This window comes from Desulfospira joergensenii DSM 10085 (genome assembly GCF_000420085.1).
GTDB lineage: Bacteria > Desulfobacterota > Desulfobacteria > Desulfobacterales > Desulfobacteraceae > Desulfospira > Desulfospira joergensenii.
On record NZ_ATUG01000002.1, the window covers coordinates 203730 to 221957 of the forward strand.

At 53.5% G+C, this 18228-nt stretch carries 17 protein-coding genes; 7 read left to right on the plus strand and 10 right to left on the minus strand.

What is annotated here, in order from left to right; genetic code table 11:
• Positions 1-14 precede the first annotated feature (14 nt).
• From F608_RS0113235 to F608_RS31850, 6 genes are all read left to right on the plus strand, one after another.
• On the plus strand, positions 15-1247 hold the full coding sequence (locus F608_RS0113235; protein WP_022666126.1) for a toxic anion resistance protein: 1233 nt from the start codon (positions 15-17) through the stop codon (positions 1245-1247).
• A 122-nt stretch (positions 1248-1369) separates the two neighbouring features.
• Positions 1370-2005 carry a DUF4178 domain-containing protein gene (locus F608_RS0113240; RefSeq protein WP_022666127.1) on the plus strand — a complete coding sequence of 212 codons (636 nt, stop codon included), beginning with the start codon at positions 1370-1372 and terminating at the stop codon, positions 2003-2005.
• 1 nt (position 2006) lies between these two features.
• Positions 2007-3635 (plus strand): hypothetical protein, encoded by a 1629-nt coding sequence (locus F608_RS0113245; protein WP_022666128.1) that lies wholly within the window; start codon positions 2007-2009, stop codon positions 3633-3635.
• 39 nt (positions 3636-3674) lie between these two features.
• Positions 3675-4565, plus strand: a complete 891-nt coding sequence (locus F608_RS0113250; RefSeq protein WP_022666129.1) for a DUF350 domain-containing protein — start codon at positions 3675-3677, stop codon at positions 4563-4565.
• A 34-nt stretch (positions 4566-4599) separates the two neighbouring features.
• A complete protein-coding gene (locus F608_RS0113255; protein ID WP_022666130.1) occupies positions 4600-6282 on the plus strand; it encodes a polyamine aminopropyltransferase in 1683 nt (560 codons plus the stop codon).
• Positions 6283-6595: 313 nt separating this feature from the next.
• Positions 6596-7387, plus strand: a complete 792-nt coding sequence (locus F608_RS31850) for a lysophospholipid acyltransferase family protein (protein ID WP_022666133.1) — start codon at positions 6596-6598, stop codon at positions 7385-7387.
• Between the two features lie 107 nt (positions 7388-7494).
• Here the strand turns inward: F608_RS31850 and F608_RS0113275 are convergent, their stop codons facing one another.
• The 3 genes from F608_RS0113275 to F608_RS0113285 all read right to left on the minus strand — a co-directional run bounded on the left by F608_RS0113275 (position 7495) and on the right by F608_RS0113285 (position 10317).
• Complete coding sequence (locus F608_RS0113275) at positions 7495-8775, minus strand: TRAP transporter large permease (RefSeq protein ID WP_022666134.1); 1281 nt, start codon at positions 8773-8775, stop codon at positions 7495-7497.
• Positions 8772-9257: a TRAP transporter small permease gene (locus tag F608_RS0113280; protein ID WP_244154292.1), complete on the minus strand. Its 486-nt coding sequence runs from the start codon at positions 9255-9257 to the stop codon at positions 8772-8774. Before F608_RS0113280 ends, F608_RS0113275 begins: the two co-directional genes overlap by 4 nt.
• 88 nt (positions 9258-9345) lie before the next feature.
• Complete coding sequence (locus F608_RS0113285; RefSeq protein ID WP_022666136.1) at positions 9346-10317, minus strand: TRAP transporter substrate-binding protein; 972 nt, start codon at positions 10315-10317, stop codon at positions 9346-9348.
• A 457-nt stretch (positions 10318-10774) separates the two neighbouring features.
• Between F608_RS0113285 and F608_RS0113295 the strand changes: the two genes are divergently transcribed.
• Positions 10775-11056 (plus strand): hypothetical protein, encoded by a 282-nt coding sequence (locus F608_RS0113295; protein WP_022666138.1) that lies wholly within the window; start codon positions 10775-10777, stop codon positions 11054-11056.
• 41 nt (positions 11057-11097) lie between these two features.
• Here F608_RS0113295 and F608_RS0113300 read toward each other — a convergent pair whose 3' ends face one another.
• From F608_RS0113300 to F608_RS0113330, 7 genes are all read right to left on the minus strand, one after another.
• Positions 11098-11739, minus strand: coding sequence for a DUF2284 domain-containing protein (locus F608_RS0113300; protein ID WP_022666139.1), 642 nt, complete (start codon positions 11737-11739; stop codon positions 11098-11100).
• A gap of 5 nt (positions 11740-11744) precedes the next feature.
• Positions 11745-12071: a DUF6951 family protein gene (locus F608_RS0113305; RefSeq protein ID WP_022666140.1), complete on the minus strand. Its 327-nt coding sequence runs from the start codon at positions 12069-12071 to the stop codon at positions 11745-11747.
• Between the two features lie 111 nt (positions 12072-12182).
• A complete protein-coding gene (locus F608_RS0113310) occupies positions 12183-14282 on the minus strand; it encodes an ASKHA domain-containing protein (protein WP_022666141.1) in 2100 nt (699 codons plus the stop codon).
• Between the two features lie 17 nt (positions 14283-14299).
• On the minus strand, positions 14300-14971 hold the full coding sequence (locus tag F608_RS0113315; RefSeq protein ID WP_022666142.1) for a cobalamin B12-binding domain-containing protein: 672 nt from the start codon (positions 14969-14971) through the stop codon (positions 14300-14302).
• Between the two features lie 100 nt (positions 14972-15071).
• Positions 15072-16121: a uroporphyrinogen decarboxylase family protein gene (locus tag F608_RS0113320; RefSeq protein WP_022666143.1), complete on the minus strand. Its 1050-nt coding sequence runs from the start codon at positions 16119-16121 to the stop codon at positions 15072-15074.
• A 71-nt stretch (positions 16122-16192) separates the two neighbouring features.
• Entirely contained in the window at positions 16193-17146 is a 954-nt protein-coding gene (locus F608_RS0113325; RefSeq protein WP_022666144.1) for a tetrahydromethanopterin S-methyltransferase, read from the minus strand.
• Positions 17147-17327: 181 nt separating this feature from the next.
• On the minus strand, positions 17328-17999 hold the full coding sequence (locus F608_RS0113330) for a cobalamin-dependent protein (protein WP_022666145.1): 672 nt from the start codon (positions 17997-17999) through the stop codon (positions 17328-17330).
• Positions 18000-18228 lie beyond the last annotated feature (229 nt).

An 18228-nucleotide genomic window follows, 5' to 3' on the forward strand; every position in this document is an offset into this window, starting at 1 on the left:
TTAGGGAGAAAAACATGAACGACGTAACACAGGATCTTCAAAGCGTAGCCAATCAGGCCAAGGCCCCGGTACTGGCGGAAGCTACGGAAATTTCGGGCCAGGGGGCCCTCACCCCGGTCCAGGCGCCCTCCAGCCTGGTGCCTGTGGAACCCAAACATCTGACCGTGGAAGACATAAAGGCCATAGAGGCCGAGGCCAATGAGTTTATTGAGAAGGTCAAGGCCGATCCTTCCAACTGGCAGCTGGGCAATTTTGTGTTTTCCCTGGGACAGGAGATCATGGAGCAGACCCAGGCCCAGGTTTCCCTCTATGACCGGAAAATGGGGAATGTGCTCAAAAACGTCGCCACGGACGATTCCTCGCCCGTGGGCAAAAACATCCTGGCCATCAAGACCGAGCTGGACAAGGTCAATCCCACCATGGTGGCCCGGACGGAGACGCCCCTGCCCCAGAAGATGCTGGGGCTGTTTACCCGGACCGTGAACCGCCTTCCCAAGGGGGATGAGATCCTCAGGATCATTGCCGAACGCCGGGAGACGGTCAACTCCACCATAGACGGAATCCGCAATCATCTGCGCAACGAAGCCGACCAGGTGGCCTTTGACGCATCGGAGCTGGCCATTATCTGCGACGCCCTAAAGGAGATCCAGCCCAAACTCCAGGAGAGAATTTTCCTGGGCCAGGTCATCTGGGAAAAACTCATGGCCCATATCGAAGAGGTGGAAGACCCCAGGGTCAAGGAGGCCCTGACCACCCTGACCTCGGACCTGGCCATGGCCGTGGTCGACCTCCAGACCATTGACAACTCCAATCTCCAGACCCGGTTCGGAGGCGAGATGATGGTGAGAAACTCCCATCTGGTCAAACGCCTGGTCCAGCGGACGGACATGATTTTATCCACGGCCGTGAAAAACGCCCTGGCCGTGCGGGTGGCCGCCGAACAGCAGATGGAAACCATGCAGCATCTGGACATGGTCCAGCAGGCCGCCGCCGAAACCATGAAGGACACGGCCCGGGTCATCGGGGACGCCGCTGTCAAGGGGGCCAAGATGAGCCAGTCCATGACCGTGAACATCGAAGCCCTGGAAGAGGCCTGCCGGACCTATGAACAGGCCTTTGAAACCTATGCCCTGATCTCCAAGGAGACCATCAACATCGCATCCCAGAGTTCCACGGCTCTGGGAAAGATGAATGAGCGGTTCAGGGCCAGGACCGATGCATTGACCGCCCGCCGACAGGATGATTAATATGTGGACGAAACCTCACCCGTCTAGGGCGTTGCTTCAGGATTTTATATGGGCAGGTTTTCATCCACACGGATGGTTCGTGTCCCAACTGTTTAATGCCAAATCAATGGAGTTTTTACGTTATGCTTGATCCAGGTGTAGAAAAATCCTTTGAAGAAAGATTTTCCATTGTCCGGACCCTGAGCCCGGCTGCCCTTGTTCCGGAACCGGAGCAGATGCGCCTCACCCTGCAGGATGCCGGAGCCCAAAGCTTTTTTACCTTCATGGGAAAGACCTACCATGTCAGGGATGCGGCCCGATATGAAGAGACATCAGAGGATTTCAAGACCCGGGAGGGGTATTTCTTAACGGAGTTGACCTGTCTGTGCATGGAAACCGGTGAGACGGCCCACATTGAATGGGAATTTGACGATGAGCTGGAGATTGCCCTCACCGACGAACGGATCTCATTCCGCCATTTAAGTGACGAGGCCGGAGAGTCCATTGACGGGGATGACCTGGACCAGATTGCAGAAGATAAGGATGCGATCCTGTATAAAGGGGAAAAATTCTGGTATGAAGATGACTGGGCCGCCATATACCAGGGCCGGACCAGGGAAGAAAAGGTCTATGTCTATGAATTTGAAAACGAGGCCCAGAACCGGTTCCTCACCATTGAAGAGTGGCAGGGTTCCGGAAAGGAAGAATATCAGATCTATACCAGCCGTCCAGTGGCACCGGACCAGATCCGCATTTTAACCAGAGGAGAAAAATCCTAGGATGTTTTTCTTACAACCGAGTATCCTGAAACGCCTGATTCCCTTCCTGGGACTTTTTATGGTGATGATTTCAGGGTGCGGCCCGGGCCTGCCCGATCAGGTCAAGGACAAGGCCGCCAATATCCCCGATACCATTGAGAGAACCCGGAAAATTGTTGAAAAGGACCGGAAAAAGTTTGAAAGCCTGAAGTCTTCCCCTGAATTCAAGGCCCTTGAACGATTCGCCCAAAAGGAAAACTGGGAGGCCGGATTCCAGAAGGCCTCATCCTCCCTTGACCGGGCCGAAACCCTTTTCAAAAAAGAGCTGAAGCCCCTGTTGAAACAAGATAAACCCGAGCTGGCCCAGGCCGTCCTTGCCCAGACCGACCGGATCACCCAGGTCATCCAGGAGGCAGGGAAAGAGTCGAAATTTCCCTTAAACCGGTTTGTCCGGCTTCAAACCGCGGTCCGGGACATGCCTGAAATCCGGGAAAAGGCCCTTTCCCGGGCAGATGCCGTCACCTCTCTGGTGGACAGCCTGGAAAGCAAAGACCTGCAAAAGGCCAAAGCGGATTTCCCGGACAGTGCAAAAGAGATCGATAAAAAGTTTGCCCTGTTCACGAAGATGCGCCGGGAGAACCGGGCCCGGGCCCAGGCCCTTGAAAAGGAATTCAAGATTCATGAATCCGGCCAGGCCCCGGACTATGCCCTGTTCATTGACAGCGCCGACGGGATCGCCCGGGATTACGAAAATTCCATCCGGGAGGGCAAGGAATTCAAGTCCCGGATGGACCAGCTCTCCCACAGCTATACCAAGGTGCTCCAGGATATGAAGGCGGAGTACTTTGTGGTGGTCAAGCGGGAGTCCTGGGACGAGAGGAGCGACTTTTCCAACCCCAGGCAGGTCAGCTTCCAGCGCCAGGTCAGTCCGGAAACCTTTGAGGTCCTGGCCGAGTCGGAGCTTGAATCCATTGCCTCCATTGTCCCGGGCTTTATGGGTGCCAGCCTGAAAAACAGGATCGGCAAGGCCTGGTCCGAACTGAACATCAATCCCACCGACCAATGGCCGGGCAAGGGGCACAATGCAGCCGATTTCTGGATCGAGCGGACCGATGTCGCCTACTATCATAAGTATCTGCTGGAAGAAGACGGGGAAACAAAAGAAACCGGGTGGGAAAAGGTCAATCCCAGTTTCTACGAACAGCACTATGAAGATCTGGGCATGGCCATTGTGTCCAAGCCTTACGGGGTGTTTGAAGAAGACCGGCTCACCCAGGCCGCTCCCCCGGGCATATCCTATGTGGGAAATCCCAAATACGGTGAGTGGAAAAAGGATGAAAAAGGAGACAGCTTCTGGTCCTGGTACGGCAGGTATGCCTTTTTTTCCAGTATGTTCTTTTTTCCGCCCTCTTATTTCTACTACAACTCCTGGCATGGATGGAACAACAATTACCGGCACCAGAGACCTTATTACGGGGCAAGTAAAACCGGTGCAAGGCGGTACGGCACTTTTGGGAGCCAGGTGAAAAATTCTCCCCGGTACCAGAGTTCCTCATTTGCCCGGACCGGGGGATTTAAATCCCGGACCCCTTCCGTCCGCGGAGCCGGGGCCCGGGTTCGCGGGGGCGGGCCCGGCGGCAAGGGAAAATAAAAGCCCGATATCAGATAATCAATTTTAGGAGAGATAAATATGAGTTTGGCAGGCGTTTTTATGGGGCTGATCCAGGGAGTTGTCTTTGTCCTGGTGGGTATTTTCTTTATCTGGCTGGCCAAGACGGCAGATGACTGGCGGACCCGGGATTTTGACGACGATGTCCATATCGACAACGGCAACCTGGCCGTGGGCCTGAGAAGGGGAGGCCTTTATCTGGGAGTGGCCCTGGGCCTTTCCGGAGCCCTTGGCGGAGGTTCCAGCGGATTTTTCCTGGACCTGGTCCATCTGATCCTGGACGGGCTGATCATCATCGGATTCCTGTTCCTTTCCCGGTTCATCAATGACTTTATCATGCTGGGTCATGTGTCCAACGATGCGGAATGCATCCGGGAGTTCTCTCTTCCCGACGGCCGGAAAGTCACCGGCAATACCGCCGTGGGCCTGGTGGAAGCCTCCATGTACATCGCCACGGGATTTATCCTCAAGGGGAGCCTGTCCGGCGGAGGCGGGACCTTTCTGCAGGCCCTTGCCAGCGCCCTTTTGTTTTTCATTCTGGGCCAGGCAGCCCTTCTTCTGTTCGGATTGCTCTATGAGCTGATCACCCCTTTCAACGTCAGGGATGAGATAAAAAAGAACAACCCGGCGGCCGGCATCGGTCTGGGCGGCATCCTTGTTGCCCTGGGCATCATCCTCATGTCCTCCATATCCGGGCCGTTCACGGGCTGGGCAAATGATCTCATGGGATTTCTGATTTACACGGCCTACGGCATTGTCATGCTTCTGATCTTTCGAAGCCTCATTGACCGTATTCTGCTGCCCACCACCAACCTGGCCGTTGAAATCAAGGAGGACCAAAACACGGCCGCCCTGGTGGTGGTGGAAAGCGCCATTGTTGCCGTGGCCCTGATCATCGCCTTTTCCGTTTAATGGGCCGTGGACTCTTTTTTAGGGGTTTCGGGTTTTGACCTCCAGCTTGAATAGGCGATCCCTCAACTTTGCCTCTGTTCTGCTCTGCGCCTGTATGTTTGCCTCGGGGGCCTGCGGCATCATCCTGGAGTATATCCAGGCAAGCCTGGCCTCCATGATCCTGGGCAACTCCTTTGAGCAGTGGGCCATGGTCATCGGGCTCATGCTCTTCTGGATGGGGTTCGGCAGTCTGATCCAGGCCCGGATTCCCAAGCACAGGCTCATCCTGACCTTTATCGGAATTGAAACGGGCCTGGCCCTGGCCGGCGGCTTTTCCCCCACTCTGACCTATCTCTCCTACGGGCATACAGCCCACTATCCCCTGGTCCTTTACGCCTTTGTCAGCCTCATCGGCATACTGATCGGTCTTGAGATCCCGGTGATCATCCGGATCAACAACGACTTTTCCCATGAATTGTCCACCAATCTGGGAAACATCCTCAGCGCCGATTACATCGGTTCCCTGATCGGTTCCCTGGTCTATGTCTTTGTTCTTCTCCGGTATTTTCCCATTACCGAGGCCGCCTTTCTCACGGCCGGGGTCAATTTCCTGCTGGCCCTGATCACCTTTGCCTATTTTACCCGGAAGGGGCTGATCGCCAAAAGCCCTCTCCTGTTCCTGGTCATGACCGGAGTGTTCCTGGGCCTGGTCCTGGGGTATAAAAACAGCCGGGTATGGCAGGTCAAGCTGGAGCAGCCCCTGTACGATGACCCGGTGGTGTTCAGCCGGACCACCCAATACCAGCATATCGTTATCACCCATTATCAGCCCCTGGACGAGGTCCGGCTCTTTTTAAACGGAAACCTCCAGCTCAACAGCCTCGATGAAGAGAGGTACCACGAGTCCCTGGTCCATCCGGCCATGAATCTTATTCCCGTCAGGAAGCGGATCCTGATCCTGGGCGGAGGGGACGGCTGCGCCCTGAGGGAAGTGCTCAAGTACAAAGATGTAAGACAAATCACCCTGGTGGACCTGGATCCGGCCATGACCTCGCTTGCCGCCACCCATCCTCTCCTGACCCGGATAAATAAAAATTCGTTTCAGGACAGCCGGACCCTTGTCTTTTCCGGGGAAGGTGTCCAGCCCGGGGAAAAGACCCCGGTTTATGTGAATACGGGCTCTTCAAAGAAGGGGAAGCCTAAAATCCATGAAATTGCCCGGGTCAATGTGATGAACCTGGATGCCGACCTTTTTTTGTCAAAGGCGTCCGGGTTCTGGGACCTGATCATCGTGGACCTGCCCGACCCGTCCACCCCTGAGCTGTCCAAGCTCTACTCCCGGGAATTTTACGCCAAGGTCAGAAGAAAATTGTCCCTCACCGGCATGGCTGTGATCCAGGCCACCTCCCCCTATTTTGCCAAGGAAAGCTTTCTTTGCATCGGCCGGACTCTGGAAGCTGCCGGGTTTGCCGTTCTGCCCTTCCATGAAAACGTGCCCAGCTTCGGGGACTGGGGATGGTTTCTGGCCTGGAAACCGGTACAGGACAGAAATGAGATCACGGACCGGGCAAAAGCCATGACAATTCCTGTTTCTACAAGGTTTATCACCCCGCAAGTCTTCCAAAGCCAGCTTGTTTTCGGCAAGGGCATGCTTGAGACCCAAAAGACAGAGATCAACACTCTTCTCTACCCGGTTCTCCTGACCCTTTATAATCACGAATCCTGGCTCACGGAATGAGCCTTATCTTTTCTCTTTTCAGATAGAATTTCCTTTATTTCCCGGAAGGCAAATTTTAATACACGGCTTTTCAACACGCTCTTTTCGGGCATTCTTCATATGGTCTCCCTCCTGTTGGTTTTCATCGGGTTAAAAAGGAACCTAGTTTTGAAAACCGCTATGGAATATCTGATCTGCCTGGGGTGCAGGCCCCGGCATGTAACCCGGATTTCGGTACAGGGTCTGGATTCCCAAAACAAATATATTGAAAACCGCTATTACTTGATATATTTTTTTCATGGAAACCACAGCAGCCTTAGAAAGCAGGTGCCATATGAAAAAAATCCTACATCTTCTCTATCAGCCGTATAAGTGGCTGGTCCCCATCCCGTTTTTTATCCTCTCCACGATGATTTTCGGTACCATTGCCGTAATGGCGGCTTTTCTGATCAACGCCCGGGCGGCAAGCTATCTCGGCGGTGTCCTATGGGCGCGTCTCAATGCCTGGGCCGCACCGATGTTGGTGAAAGTCCATGGAAGAGAACATATCGATCCCAACCAATCCTATGTGGTGATTGCCAATCACCAGAGCGCATTTGATATTTTTGTCCTGTACGGTTTTCTCAATATAGATTTTAAATGGGTGATGAAACAGGAATTAAGAAGCGTCCCGGGCATCGGTATCGGGTGCGAAAAAGTGGGCCATATCTTCATAGACCGATCCGATCATGAATCTTCCATAAAAACCCTTGAGGCGGCCAAGAAAAAGATCGTCAACGGCACATCCATTATTTTCTTCCCGGAAGGAACCCGCAGTATGGACGGCCGCATTCTGGAGTTTAAAAAAGGCGCATTCAAGATGGCCCTGGATCTGGATCTGCCGATTCTGCCGGTGACGATTGAGGGAACAAGGGATATCCTTCCCAATAAAACCCTGGATCTTTTCCCGGGCAAGGCAGTGATGAAGATCCTTGAACCCATATCCGTAAAAGAGTACTCAGAGCAAACCCTTGGCCTGCTTATGCAAAGGGCGCGCAATATCATGGTTGAGGAGATGAACAGGTCCCCCCAGAGATCGTTCCGGTCATTCCGGCAGAGCAAAAACCGTGAGGATTGCGGCGTCTAGGAAAAAGCCTTTCTTTGAAATTCAAATTCGGGAAAGACCCAATGGATATACTCTTATCCGGCCCCTTGGGCAGTCCCGGGGACAACCCGGGAAGGGATCCCTGGAGATTAGTTTCCCACCATCCCGGCCATCCACAGGGTCAGGGGCGGATAAAAGCTGATGATGAAAAGATCTATCAAAAGGATCAGAAGAAAGGGCAGGACCTTTAGCCCCACTTTTCCCACGGAATCCCCTGAAATGGAACTGGACACGATGAGGCAGATGCCCATGGGCGGGGTAAGCATGCCGATGGCCAGGTTGGCCACCACGATGACCCCCAGCTGGATCAGGTCAATGCCCAGGGTGGGCACCATGGCCGTGATCATGGGGACCAGCAGAATCAGGGCGGCCGTGGTTTCCACGAAGATTCCGGCGGCCAGAAGCACCAGGTTGACGAGCAGCAGCAGAATTTCCGGCTGATCCGTAAGGGTTAAGAGACTTCCTGCCAGGGCGTCGGGGATCTCCTCGATGGCGGCGATCCAGGAAAAAACCGAGGCCGTGGCAATGATGAACATGACCACCGAGGCCGTCACAGAGGCCTGCCTGAAAATGGGCAGAATATCCCTGACCCGGATCTGCCGGTATATGAAGATGGAGACAAACAGGGCGTAGAATACGGCCACGGCCGCCGATTCCGTGGCCGTAAATATACCGGACAGGATTCCCCCCAGGATAATGAAGGGAGCCCCCAGGGCGAGGACGGCCCGGGTAAGGGTATGCCATATGCGCCCCAAAGAAAAGGAGGCGCTGGGGGCATATCCCCTTTTCCAGGACAAAAAGGTGGAGACCGTGATCAGGGAAATTCCGATGAGCAGGCCCGGCAGGATTCCGGCGGCAAAGAGCCGGCCAATGGAGGCCCCGGTGAGGAACCCAAAGATAATCATGGGAATGGAGGGGGGAATCACCACCCCCAGGGAGCCGCCTGAAGCCTGGACCGCAGCGGCAAAATCAGAGGGGTATCCTGCCCTCTTCATGGCCGGGATCAGAACGGCGCCCACTGCCGCGGCATCGGCGGCGGCAGAGCCCGAGATCCCGGCAAAAAACATGGCCGATACAATGGAAACTGCGGCAAGACCGCCGGGCAGCCATCCGGTCAGGGCATTGGCAAAGTCAATGAGCCTGCCTGAAATTCCCCCTTTTTCCATGATCACGCCGGCATACATGAACAGGGGCACGGCCATGATATGAAATGAATCTGTCCCGGAAAACATCCGCTGAACCACCATCATCAGGGAAAAGTCTCCCTGGATCAGGAGGGTGAAGATGGAGGCTGCACCGATGGCCACGGCAATGGGGGTATTGATGATAAAGAGGAAAAAAAGGGAGAGGATGAGTAAGTGGGAGGTCATTTTGGATCTCCCTTATCCGGGCCCGCCTTTCCCCTGAATAGGAAGGCCAGGCCGTGAACCATGAATACCAGGCCGGCTGCCGGCACAATGGCCATGATTGCCCATTTGGGAAGACCCAGGGCCGGGGTAATCTGAAGCCGGACAAACCAGGCAAATTTGACGCCGTAAACGATCATCACGCTGAAAAGGCTTATCCCTGCCAGGGCCACTGCCCCATCGGCCCATTTCCGGATTGCCCCGGGAAACCGCCGGTAAAATCCGTCCACCCCGGGGTGGGCGCGGTGAAAATAGGCCACACTGGCCCCGAAAAAGGTCAGAGCCACGAGCAGAATCCGGGCCACTTCCTCGGACCAGAACAAAGAGTGGTTGAGCATATACCGGGAAAAGACCTGGGCCCCGACAATTGCGGTCATTAGGATACCCATGAGGCTGACCAGGGACTCCACGGCCCGGTTGATTTTACAGCTAATTTTCTGCAGCATTAAGATCTTCAGATTCATTTAACTCCGAAGGAAAGCATCCCGTTTTTATCAAACGCAAAACTTGGAAAAAAAGGATGTTTTTCCGTATTTATTTCACGGCTTCCAGCATCTTCCCAAGCAGGGTTTTCACCCTGGAATCCTTGAACAGGTCCATGTCTTTCAGGCCGGCCACCTTTGCCCGGAAAGACGTGATATCCGGATCTTCCACCACGGACATGCCCTTTTCCTTGAGCAGGGCCAGGCGCTGGGCGTTCTTGTCCCGGTTGTTCTTTCTCTGGAACCGGGCCGCATCCTTAATGGCCTGGGAGATCATGTCCTGATCTGCCGGGGACAGCTCGTTGAACCAGGTCAGGGAAGCCACGTCAATATGGGGGGAGTAGACATGACGGGTCAGGGTCATATATTTCTGAATTTCATGGAACTTATAGACTTCCATGACCCAGAGGGGGTTTTCCTGGCCGTCGATGACTCCCTGTTCCAGCTCGGTGTAAATGGGCCAGGGCATGGGCGTGGGATTGGCCCCCAGGGTCTGCCAGATGGTCTTGTGAAGAGCCGAGGACATGACCCGGATCTTGAGTCCCCTGACATCTTCCGGACTTTTTACGGCTCTTTTGTTGTTGGTCAGGTTCCTGAACCCGTTTTCGGAAAAACAGAGGCCCTTGAAGCCCGAGGTCTCCAGGCTTTTTAAAATTTCATCTCCCAGGGGGCCGTCCAGGATCTCATCGGCCTGGGCATAATCTTTGAACAAAAAGGGGTAGTTGATGACCCGGACAATGGGGTCAAAGGTGTCAAAGGGACCGCCTGTGATTATCCCCATCTGAATGGTGCCCATCTGGATCTGCTGGAGGATTTCCGTTTCATTGCCCAGGGAGGCGGAATGGAAGATTTTGACCGTAAACCCCTTGTCTGAACGCTCTTCCAGAAGGGACTTGAATTTTTGGGCCACGATGTTCTGGGCGGACCCGGGCTTGGTGACCACGCCCAGTTTCAGGGTTTTTGCCCAGGCGCCCGGCAGGGCCGCCAGTAAAACAATCAGCATGAGAACCGGAATTCTTTTCATTTTTTCTCCTTGCCTGTTAGGGGTTAGTCTCAGACCCTGCCCTATGTATGCAAACTCGTCAATGAAGTCAAGGTGGAGGGGAAATCTGCACAGGGCAATCCCATCTATATTTGCCGGCCATTGGCATGGATCTTCCACTCCATTCTCGCCGGCAGGTCCTGGCCGGCTCCGAGGATGCCGGCGTCCGGCATATCCCGTTCCAGACCCATGCCATTGGCCCCACGACTTGACAGACCAAAGCTCCAGCAACGGATTCCCTGTTTAAATGCTGGACCGGTGCAACGGCCTAGGCTTCAGCGTAAAAATCCTTCCCTCTGCGGAGTTGAAGCCCCCAGGGCCGGGACTTGCATAATTTACATGCGATTCCTCTGGAAATCTTCAATATCGGGCTTTACTTTAGGGCCCTATCTGTTTAAATTTAAGGAAAAGATCAATTCCATTCTTTGGGAGGCGAATCATGAAAGCAATCCAGGCGGAATATGACAAAGCATCCAGGAAAGCATCCATAAAAAAAGATGCCCGGCCCGAGGACTGGCCTGCGGTCTGCCAAAAATTTAACGACGATGTGGAGCGAATCTGCGATGTGGGGGATATGGAAGGATATACAGGGCTTTATGCCTGCTATGACGATGCAAATAAGGCTTTTTTTTATCTTGTCCGGGAAGACAAGGCTCTTTACCGGATGAAACGAAAACACTTTCTGGACAATATTGGAGTCGATCCGGCCGGGTCGGCATGAAATCCGCCGCCACTTTCAATTTGTAGAGATCTTGCCCGGTTTCAGTCCAGCAGGATAATGGAGTAGTACTTAAAGGTCTGCTTCAGGTCCACGGCCACCTGGGTCCCGATGCCGATGTTCTTCAGGGTTCCGATGAGGTCGATGGACAGAGCCTCCACCGTGGGCCTTTTCTGCATGGGAAACCGGCAGTTCTCAGGGTAAGCGCACTTTTTGCACAGGGAGCAGGCGCCGCTCACCAGGCCGAAAGCCTTGTCATATCCTTCCAGGAACAGGTGGCGCTCCAGACTGACCGTTCCTTTCCAATAGCGGACCTGGTCCATCCGGTTTTTATTGGTTGCCCGGTAGAATTCACTGCATTTCTGGTTTCCCGTCAGCAGCAGGGCCGTTGAATATTCGCTTAAAAGGTCTTTCACCTCTGAAAGATCGGGCGTGGCCGGGGGGCAGGACCAGTTGGAGTTATACTGTGCGCATCCGTACCGGCATTTGAGGTTGACCCAGTTGGCCACCACAATCTCCTCAATGTCAAAGGGCAGGATGGATTCAAGCCCGTATTTTTCCCCCTTGACATGGAGGTCTTCCAGCAGATCCTCGGAAAGTCCCTTTTTGGCGCGAAAGGACTTGACAGGATGGTTGCCGGTTCCGTGGATGGAGACGATCTTCTTGTAGTTTTCGGCAAATTTCATGGGATCTACTCTTCCTTTTCGATTTTCAGGGTCACATCTTTGGGAACCGCCATTCCAAGGGCCACCTCAGCGGCTTTAAAAATGGCAACAGGAACCGGGCAGGCCAGGTGACACTTGGCTTTTTCACCGGCAGCCATGACCGGGTGCCGGGTCAACGGGATGAACAGATCATTGAGGCTGAGTTCAGGAAGGGACCGGGACATGTCCTGGATCATGGTACAATCACATTCCAGGATTTCTATGGCTACGCTTTTTTTCCCGGCCGGGCCGGCCTTGATAATGCATTCAAATCCGCATACCCCCGGATCAACCCTGACAATGACCTTTTCCATTCAGCCTCCTGTAATCGGTTTGAAAGAAGGGGAAAACCGCCACCTCACAAGAGGTGGCGGCTGCTAAAAGGCAAAAGGCGTTGAAATAAAGCCAATCCCCCCCTGATAGCCTTAGTTTTTAAGGTCCGGTTTTACCGGTCCCTTGGGTCCCTGGTGCAGGACATGTTCCGGTACCACGCCTTCAAGATGGGGAAACTCATCCTTCATGTGTGGCATCTGCATGGCTTCCATGAAATCCGTCTCAAAGGTCGGCTCCACGGTCAGCTCAAGGTATTGGACGTTCCGGGCGCACCAGTTGGCTTCATCCCGTTTTTTCTTGTTGAGCAGGGCAGCCCGGCAGCCGTCTCCGGCCGCATTGCCCACCCCGTGGATCTGCTCGATTTCGCAGTCCGGGAACAGGCCCATGACCAGGGCTTTTTCCCGGTCCACATGGGTTCCGAAAGCCCCTGCAATTTTAACCGTATCCACCTTTTCAATGCCCATGCGTTTCATCATGAGTTTGCAGCCGGCATACAGGGCTCCCTTGGCCAGCTGGATCTGGCGGATATCCTTCTGGGTAATGACGATATCCTTGTCAATGGAAGAGTCTTCCTTCCAGGCCAGGACAAATTCAGGCTGTTTGGTTTCCGCATTTTTCCGGAACCTGGGATTGTCCTTGAGCAGTTTCTTGTTAAACACTCCGGTCTTGGTGATGACACTGGACCGGTAGAGTTCGGCCAGGACATCCAGGATGCCGGAACCGCAGATTCCCTTGACCTTCATCTCTTCGGGCTTGGAGAACTTGCGGGATTTGTCGTGGCCGATGACCCGGTAATCCACATCCTGATTGTCCGGGTCGATTTCAATCCGCTCGATGGCCCCCGGAGCCGCCCGCATGCCGAAGCTGAGCTGGGCGCCTTCCATGGCCGGGCCTGTGGCGCAGGAAGAAGAGTAGAGTTTGTGCCGGTTACCGAGAATGAGCTCCCCGTTGGTTCCAATATCGATGATGAGCTGGATCTGGTCGCCCTTATAGGGTTCTTCGGCCAGGAGTACGCCCACGTTGTCTCCGCCGACAAACCCGGCTTCATTGGGCATGGCGAAGACATAGGATGAGGGGTTGATGTCGATCTTCAGGTCCCTGGCCTTGATGTCCAGGCTGTGGTGGATGACCGGCGGGAAGGGTGCCAGGCCCACGGGTTCGGGATCCAGCCCCAGAAGGATATGGTGCATGGCCGTATTAAAGCCGATGGTTACATCCTCGATGTCTTCCTTGTTGATCCTCAGGTATTCAACGCCCTCTTCAAGGATTTCCCTGTACTCATCCGGACCCTCGTCCCCTTTTTTCTTCTTGATCTTTTTCTTCTTGGGATGGGTCTGGGAGATGGCCTTTTCAATCAGGGAATTGATTCCCTCGATGATGTCATCGCTCATCCGCTTGAGCCCCCCGGGGGTGGTCATGTGGAAGGTGATCCTTGCCATGACGTCCTCGCCGTATTTACACTGGGGATTCATGATGGAAGAGGTCCCGATCACCTCCATGGTGGTCAGGTCGCACAGGTAGCCGGCACAGGTCGTGGTTCCCACGTCAATGGCGATGCCGTAGGCACGTTTTGCCCGGCCCGGCTGGATGCGGATGACTTCCTTGTTATTCCAGACACTCACGGTGACGGTCCATTTCCCTTCCCGGATGGTCCCGGGCAGGGTTCGCAGGGTGACGATGTCAACGGTCAGATCTGTCAGGCCGTACTCCCTTGCCAGACCGTTGCACAGACGTTCCCAGTCTCCGATCTTGTCTTCAAAATCGGGTTTTTTCACCTCAATGGTATAAAGTTTGACCATGGGGTCGAACTCGATGTTGATATCCCGGGCCGCCTTGGAAACCACCTGTTTGCCTGCACGGGATTCTTCGGGGACAAAGACCAGGATGTCATCCTCGATCTTGGCCACGCAACCGAGCCGAAAGCCCTGTTTCTTCCGTTCAGGCGGGATGAATTTGGATTCCAGTTCCTCTTCCCAGGGAGTGACATGGTCCATGGAGGACTGGATATTGTATTTTTCAAAATGACCTTCTTCCACGCGGACGATACACTTGCCGCAAACCTTGGTTTCACCGCAGAGCGCCTCGATATCCACACCGATGAGCCTTGAGGCTTCTATGATGTTACAACCTTTGGGCACCTGGCCGCGCCGGCCTGAAGGCTGAAATATCACATTTACATATTCTTGTGCCATTGGTTGTGCTCCTTTGATTATTTGATGTCGCCTTTCTGGAATTCCCTGAGCCGGCCAATCATTTTTATCCCTTCAGATACGGCATTTCCGGCTGATTCGGCATATCCGTCGGCACCAAACAGATTGGCCACGTCACGGGTCACAGGGGCACCGCCCAGCATGATCAGGCAGTCGGGATTTTTTTCCTTGACCATGGCGATAACCTTTTTCATGCCCATCATGGTGGTGGTCATCATGGCTGACATGGCCAGAACGTCTGAGTTGACGTCCAGCTGTTTTTCAACAAAGTCTTCCAGGGGTACGTCCCGGCCAAGGTCGTAAACGTCCCAGCCGGCCACGTCAAACATCATCTTCACCAGGTTTTTACCGATATCATGGACATCGCCCTGGATGGAGCCGATAACCACGGAGGCCTTGGGGGCATCCACGTCCATCTTGATATGGGGACGGAGGATATCCAGCCCTTTATAGAGTGCATCTGCGCACATCAGGACTTCCGGAACAAAGTACTCATTGGTGTCAAAAAGAACTCCGACTTCCTCCATGCCGGCTGCCAGACCGTCCATGACAGCCACCATGGGATCTACGCCTGAATCAAGTGCTTCCTGGGCGGCATCGGCGCAATCGTCTTCCTCATACTCTACAACGGCTTCTTTCAGTTTTGCTAAGATTTCTTCTTGGGTAGACATGTTTACTTTCTCCTTAAAGATGGTTATGAAAATTTTAATCGATCAAACCATGGTCACGGCCGGGACATCCTTTACAGGAAAGTCCCGGCCGTCGTGGCATTTACACTCTTCCAACAGCCGGGGATGCTTTTTTACCGTATTCACGAACGGTTTTAACGTAAGTCTTCATGTTGTCTTCTTTGACTTCCGGCCAGATGTCGCACCCGGGCCAGACAGAGTCGAGTCCGTCGTCGATACATTTTTTAATGATGGTCTCAACCTCTGCCTGGTCTTCTATCTGGCAGAGGGTGGCATAGGGGTCAAAATTACCGAAAAGCAATATGTCGTTGCCCAGTTTTTCCCGGGTTTCGGTGATGGTGTTTTTCTGATCCACGCTCAGGGCATCTGCGCCGCATTCGTGCATCATTTCAATGATCATGTCCGTGGACCCGCAGATGTGGTTTACCGACGGTACACAGGTAATGGCGTCAAAGACTCTTTTCAGGTTCGGGCCGACCAGGGTTTTCCACATCCGGGGGGAAAGAAGGTCGGTGCCGGATCCCATGTCCCTGACACTGATAAAGTCCACATCCAGTTCCTGGTAATGTTTGACCAGATCTACGGTGATATCGGTCACCTTGGTCAGGAAGGCCTCAATCTGTTCTTTCTGTTTTTTCAGGCCCTTGAGGAGAATATCCAGTTCCATGATCTGACCCGCCATGGTAAAAGGACCCAGGACCCAGGCACCCACGGCCAGCTCAGGAGCCTCTTCCTTGATAATCTTAAAGGCTTCGTCGATCATGGGCAGGCGGCCCTGGGTCATGAAATTATCCGGAATATCGATCTCATCCAGGGTTTTCCACTTGTTGGGAACCGTGGGATAAATCACCCCGTCTGCATTCTCATACAGGGAAACCCCGCGCCCCATGGCTTCGGCCACAACGGCCATGTCATAGGGAATGACCACGGCGTCCAGTCCGAACATCCGGGCGGACTCAATGGCGGACTGGGCCATGAGTTTGGCATCGGTGTGAATTTTGGCAAACTGGGTGCCCATTTTGTCAATGGCCTGGACCACAACCGCTCCCTGGCCGCTGAAGCAGGGCATGGTGTCCAGGGGTTCTTTTTTAAACAGCTTCTGAACTCTTTCTTTTCCTGTAAGCTCTGACATGATTCTACCTTTCAAATGATTCGGTTAATATAATTTGGCAATCCTCTTTATCTATTTTAATAGGGGACAGACTATTTCCTTATGCTTTGAAGATTTTCAACGAAATCGGGAAAGAGCTTGAACAGCGGATGGGTATCGACCTTGGGCAGCCTGCCGGTTTCACTGAAAACAGCCGTTGCCAGGAAAGCGTCTGCCATGGCAATGGCCGGGATGATCCGCTGGGCGCCGACCATGGGGCCGGAGAAGATAATATCATGGTAGAGGAATGCAGACAGGGATTCCAATGCCGCGTCTGCGGCCGACCATCCCTTAAATCCCCATTTTTCACGGGCCTCCTTCCACATATAGGATCCGTTGGAAGGTGCGCTGCCCGTTGCAAAACCCCATTTTTCCTTGATCATCTTGTTGGCCAGGCCGCACATGGCCGTTGCCGGACCGTTCATGACCGAGGTGTCGACAAACAGGTTTTCAAAGCTGGCATCGTTCTTTTCAATGGCATCCAACAGTTTCTGGGTTCCTGCAATCCTTCCCGATGGCATCTGATCCTCCTGATCAAAGGAGACCAGAAGAACGTTTTTTACACCGATCTGGGCCATTTCCTTGATTTCCGTATCCAGATCCTGTTCCCAGACCGTGATGCTGTTGTAAAACATGCGGTCCAAAAGTCCCTTTTCAGCGCAGTAGGCAGCCGCTTCCAGCTTGGGCTTCATTGTCCAGGCGTCGATGCAGAACGGCATATCCGAGTTGTCGATTACAAAGTCGATAAAGGTCTTGAATTCCGCGCCGGTATTGGCAACGATGTCTGCCATTCCGGGGACCCCTGTCTCTTCGGACAGCTTGTCCTGGGTCTTAAGAAGATCGGCAGCCAGTTTTTCGTCAAACCCGTCCTTGCGTTTGCCCGGGAAGATCTTGTCTCCCTTTTGAAAAATGGAATTACAAACTACGGTGGGGTAATCTCCCGGCTGTCCGCCGAATTTTACTCCGCCTACTTCGCAGATCTGCTGTTCGGTATCGAACTGAAACATCTTCTCCTCCTGAATAATAAATGATTTTAGGCCAGTGACGTTTCTCTATACTTAAGTGAGATTTTGATTCAGGCTGACTGTAGCAGAGGGGTCTAAAAAAAGTAAATCGTCCCCGGGACGATTTTCAGATTTAAAAAGCCTAAGTTTGAATGAAAAAGGACGAGTCCCCGGAAAGGGATTTCTATAATCTGGCCTGTTCGTGGAAACGGTCCATCATTTCAAGGACCTCCCGGACAACTTCTCCGGCGGAGGAGGCATACCCGTCAGCACCGAAAAGAGCCGCAATATCCCGGTTCAGGGGGGCGCCGCCCAGCAGGATCATGCATTCAGGGCATCTGTCTTTGGCCATGGCAATCACCTTTTTCATTCCCATCATGGTGGTGGTCATCATGGCCGACATGGCAAGGATATCTGCCCTGACCTCTTCAAGTTTTTCCACAAATCGCGCCAGGGGAACGTCGTATCCCAGGTCATGGACCTCCCAGCCGGAGGAGATAAACATCTGTTTGACTAGGTTTTTGCCGATCTCATGAACATCGCCCTCCACGCACCCGATGACCAGGGTGATTCTGGGATGAATCGGCTTGATTTTTAGATGGGGTTTGAGGATTTCCAGGCCGGCATAAAGGGCATCTGCGCAGAGCAAGACTTCCGGGACAAAGTACTGGCCTGCGTAGAACAGATTGCCCACGGTTTCCATTCCCTTTGCCAGGCCTTCCAGAACCGCGGCAGCCGGATCGATCCCCAGGTCAAGCGCTTTTTTAGCAGCAAGGCTGCAGTCCTCGGTATTGTACTTGATCACCGAATTTCTCAACGCTGCTAAACATCTTTGCCGGTCCTGCATTTTCAGCATTTCCCTTCAGTTTTTGATGCCCAATTCCTGGCACATTCTCCCGGGAATGTCAACTCTCCTTTTACGAATTACACCCGATAAAAATTAGAAAATCCCAGGCAGGAAGATATGACGATATCGTCCCCGGGACTATTTTTGATTGCCCAAAAGACGATTTTTCTCATATTCCTTTTCAGGGGGCGGATTATCTTGACATCCCGGGTATTTCAGACATAGGATAAAATCAAAA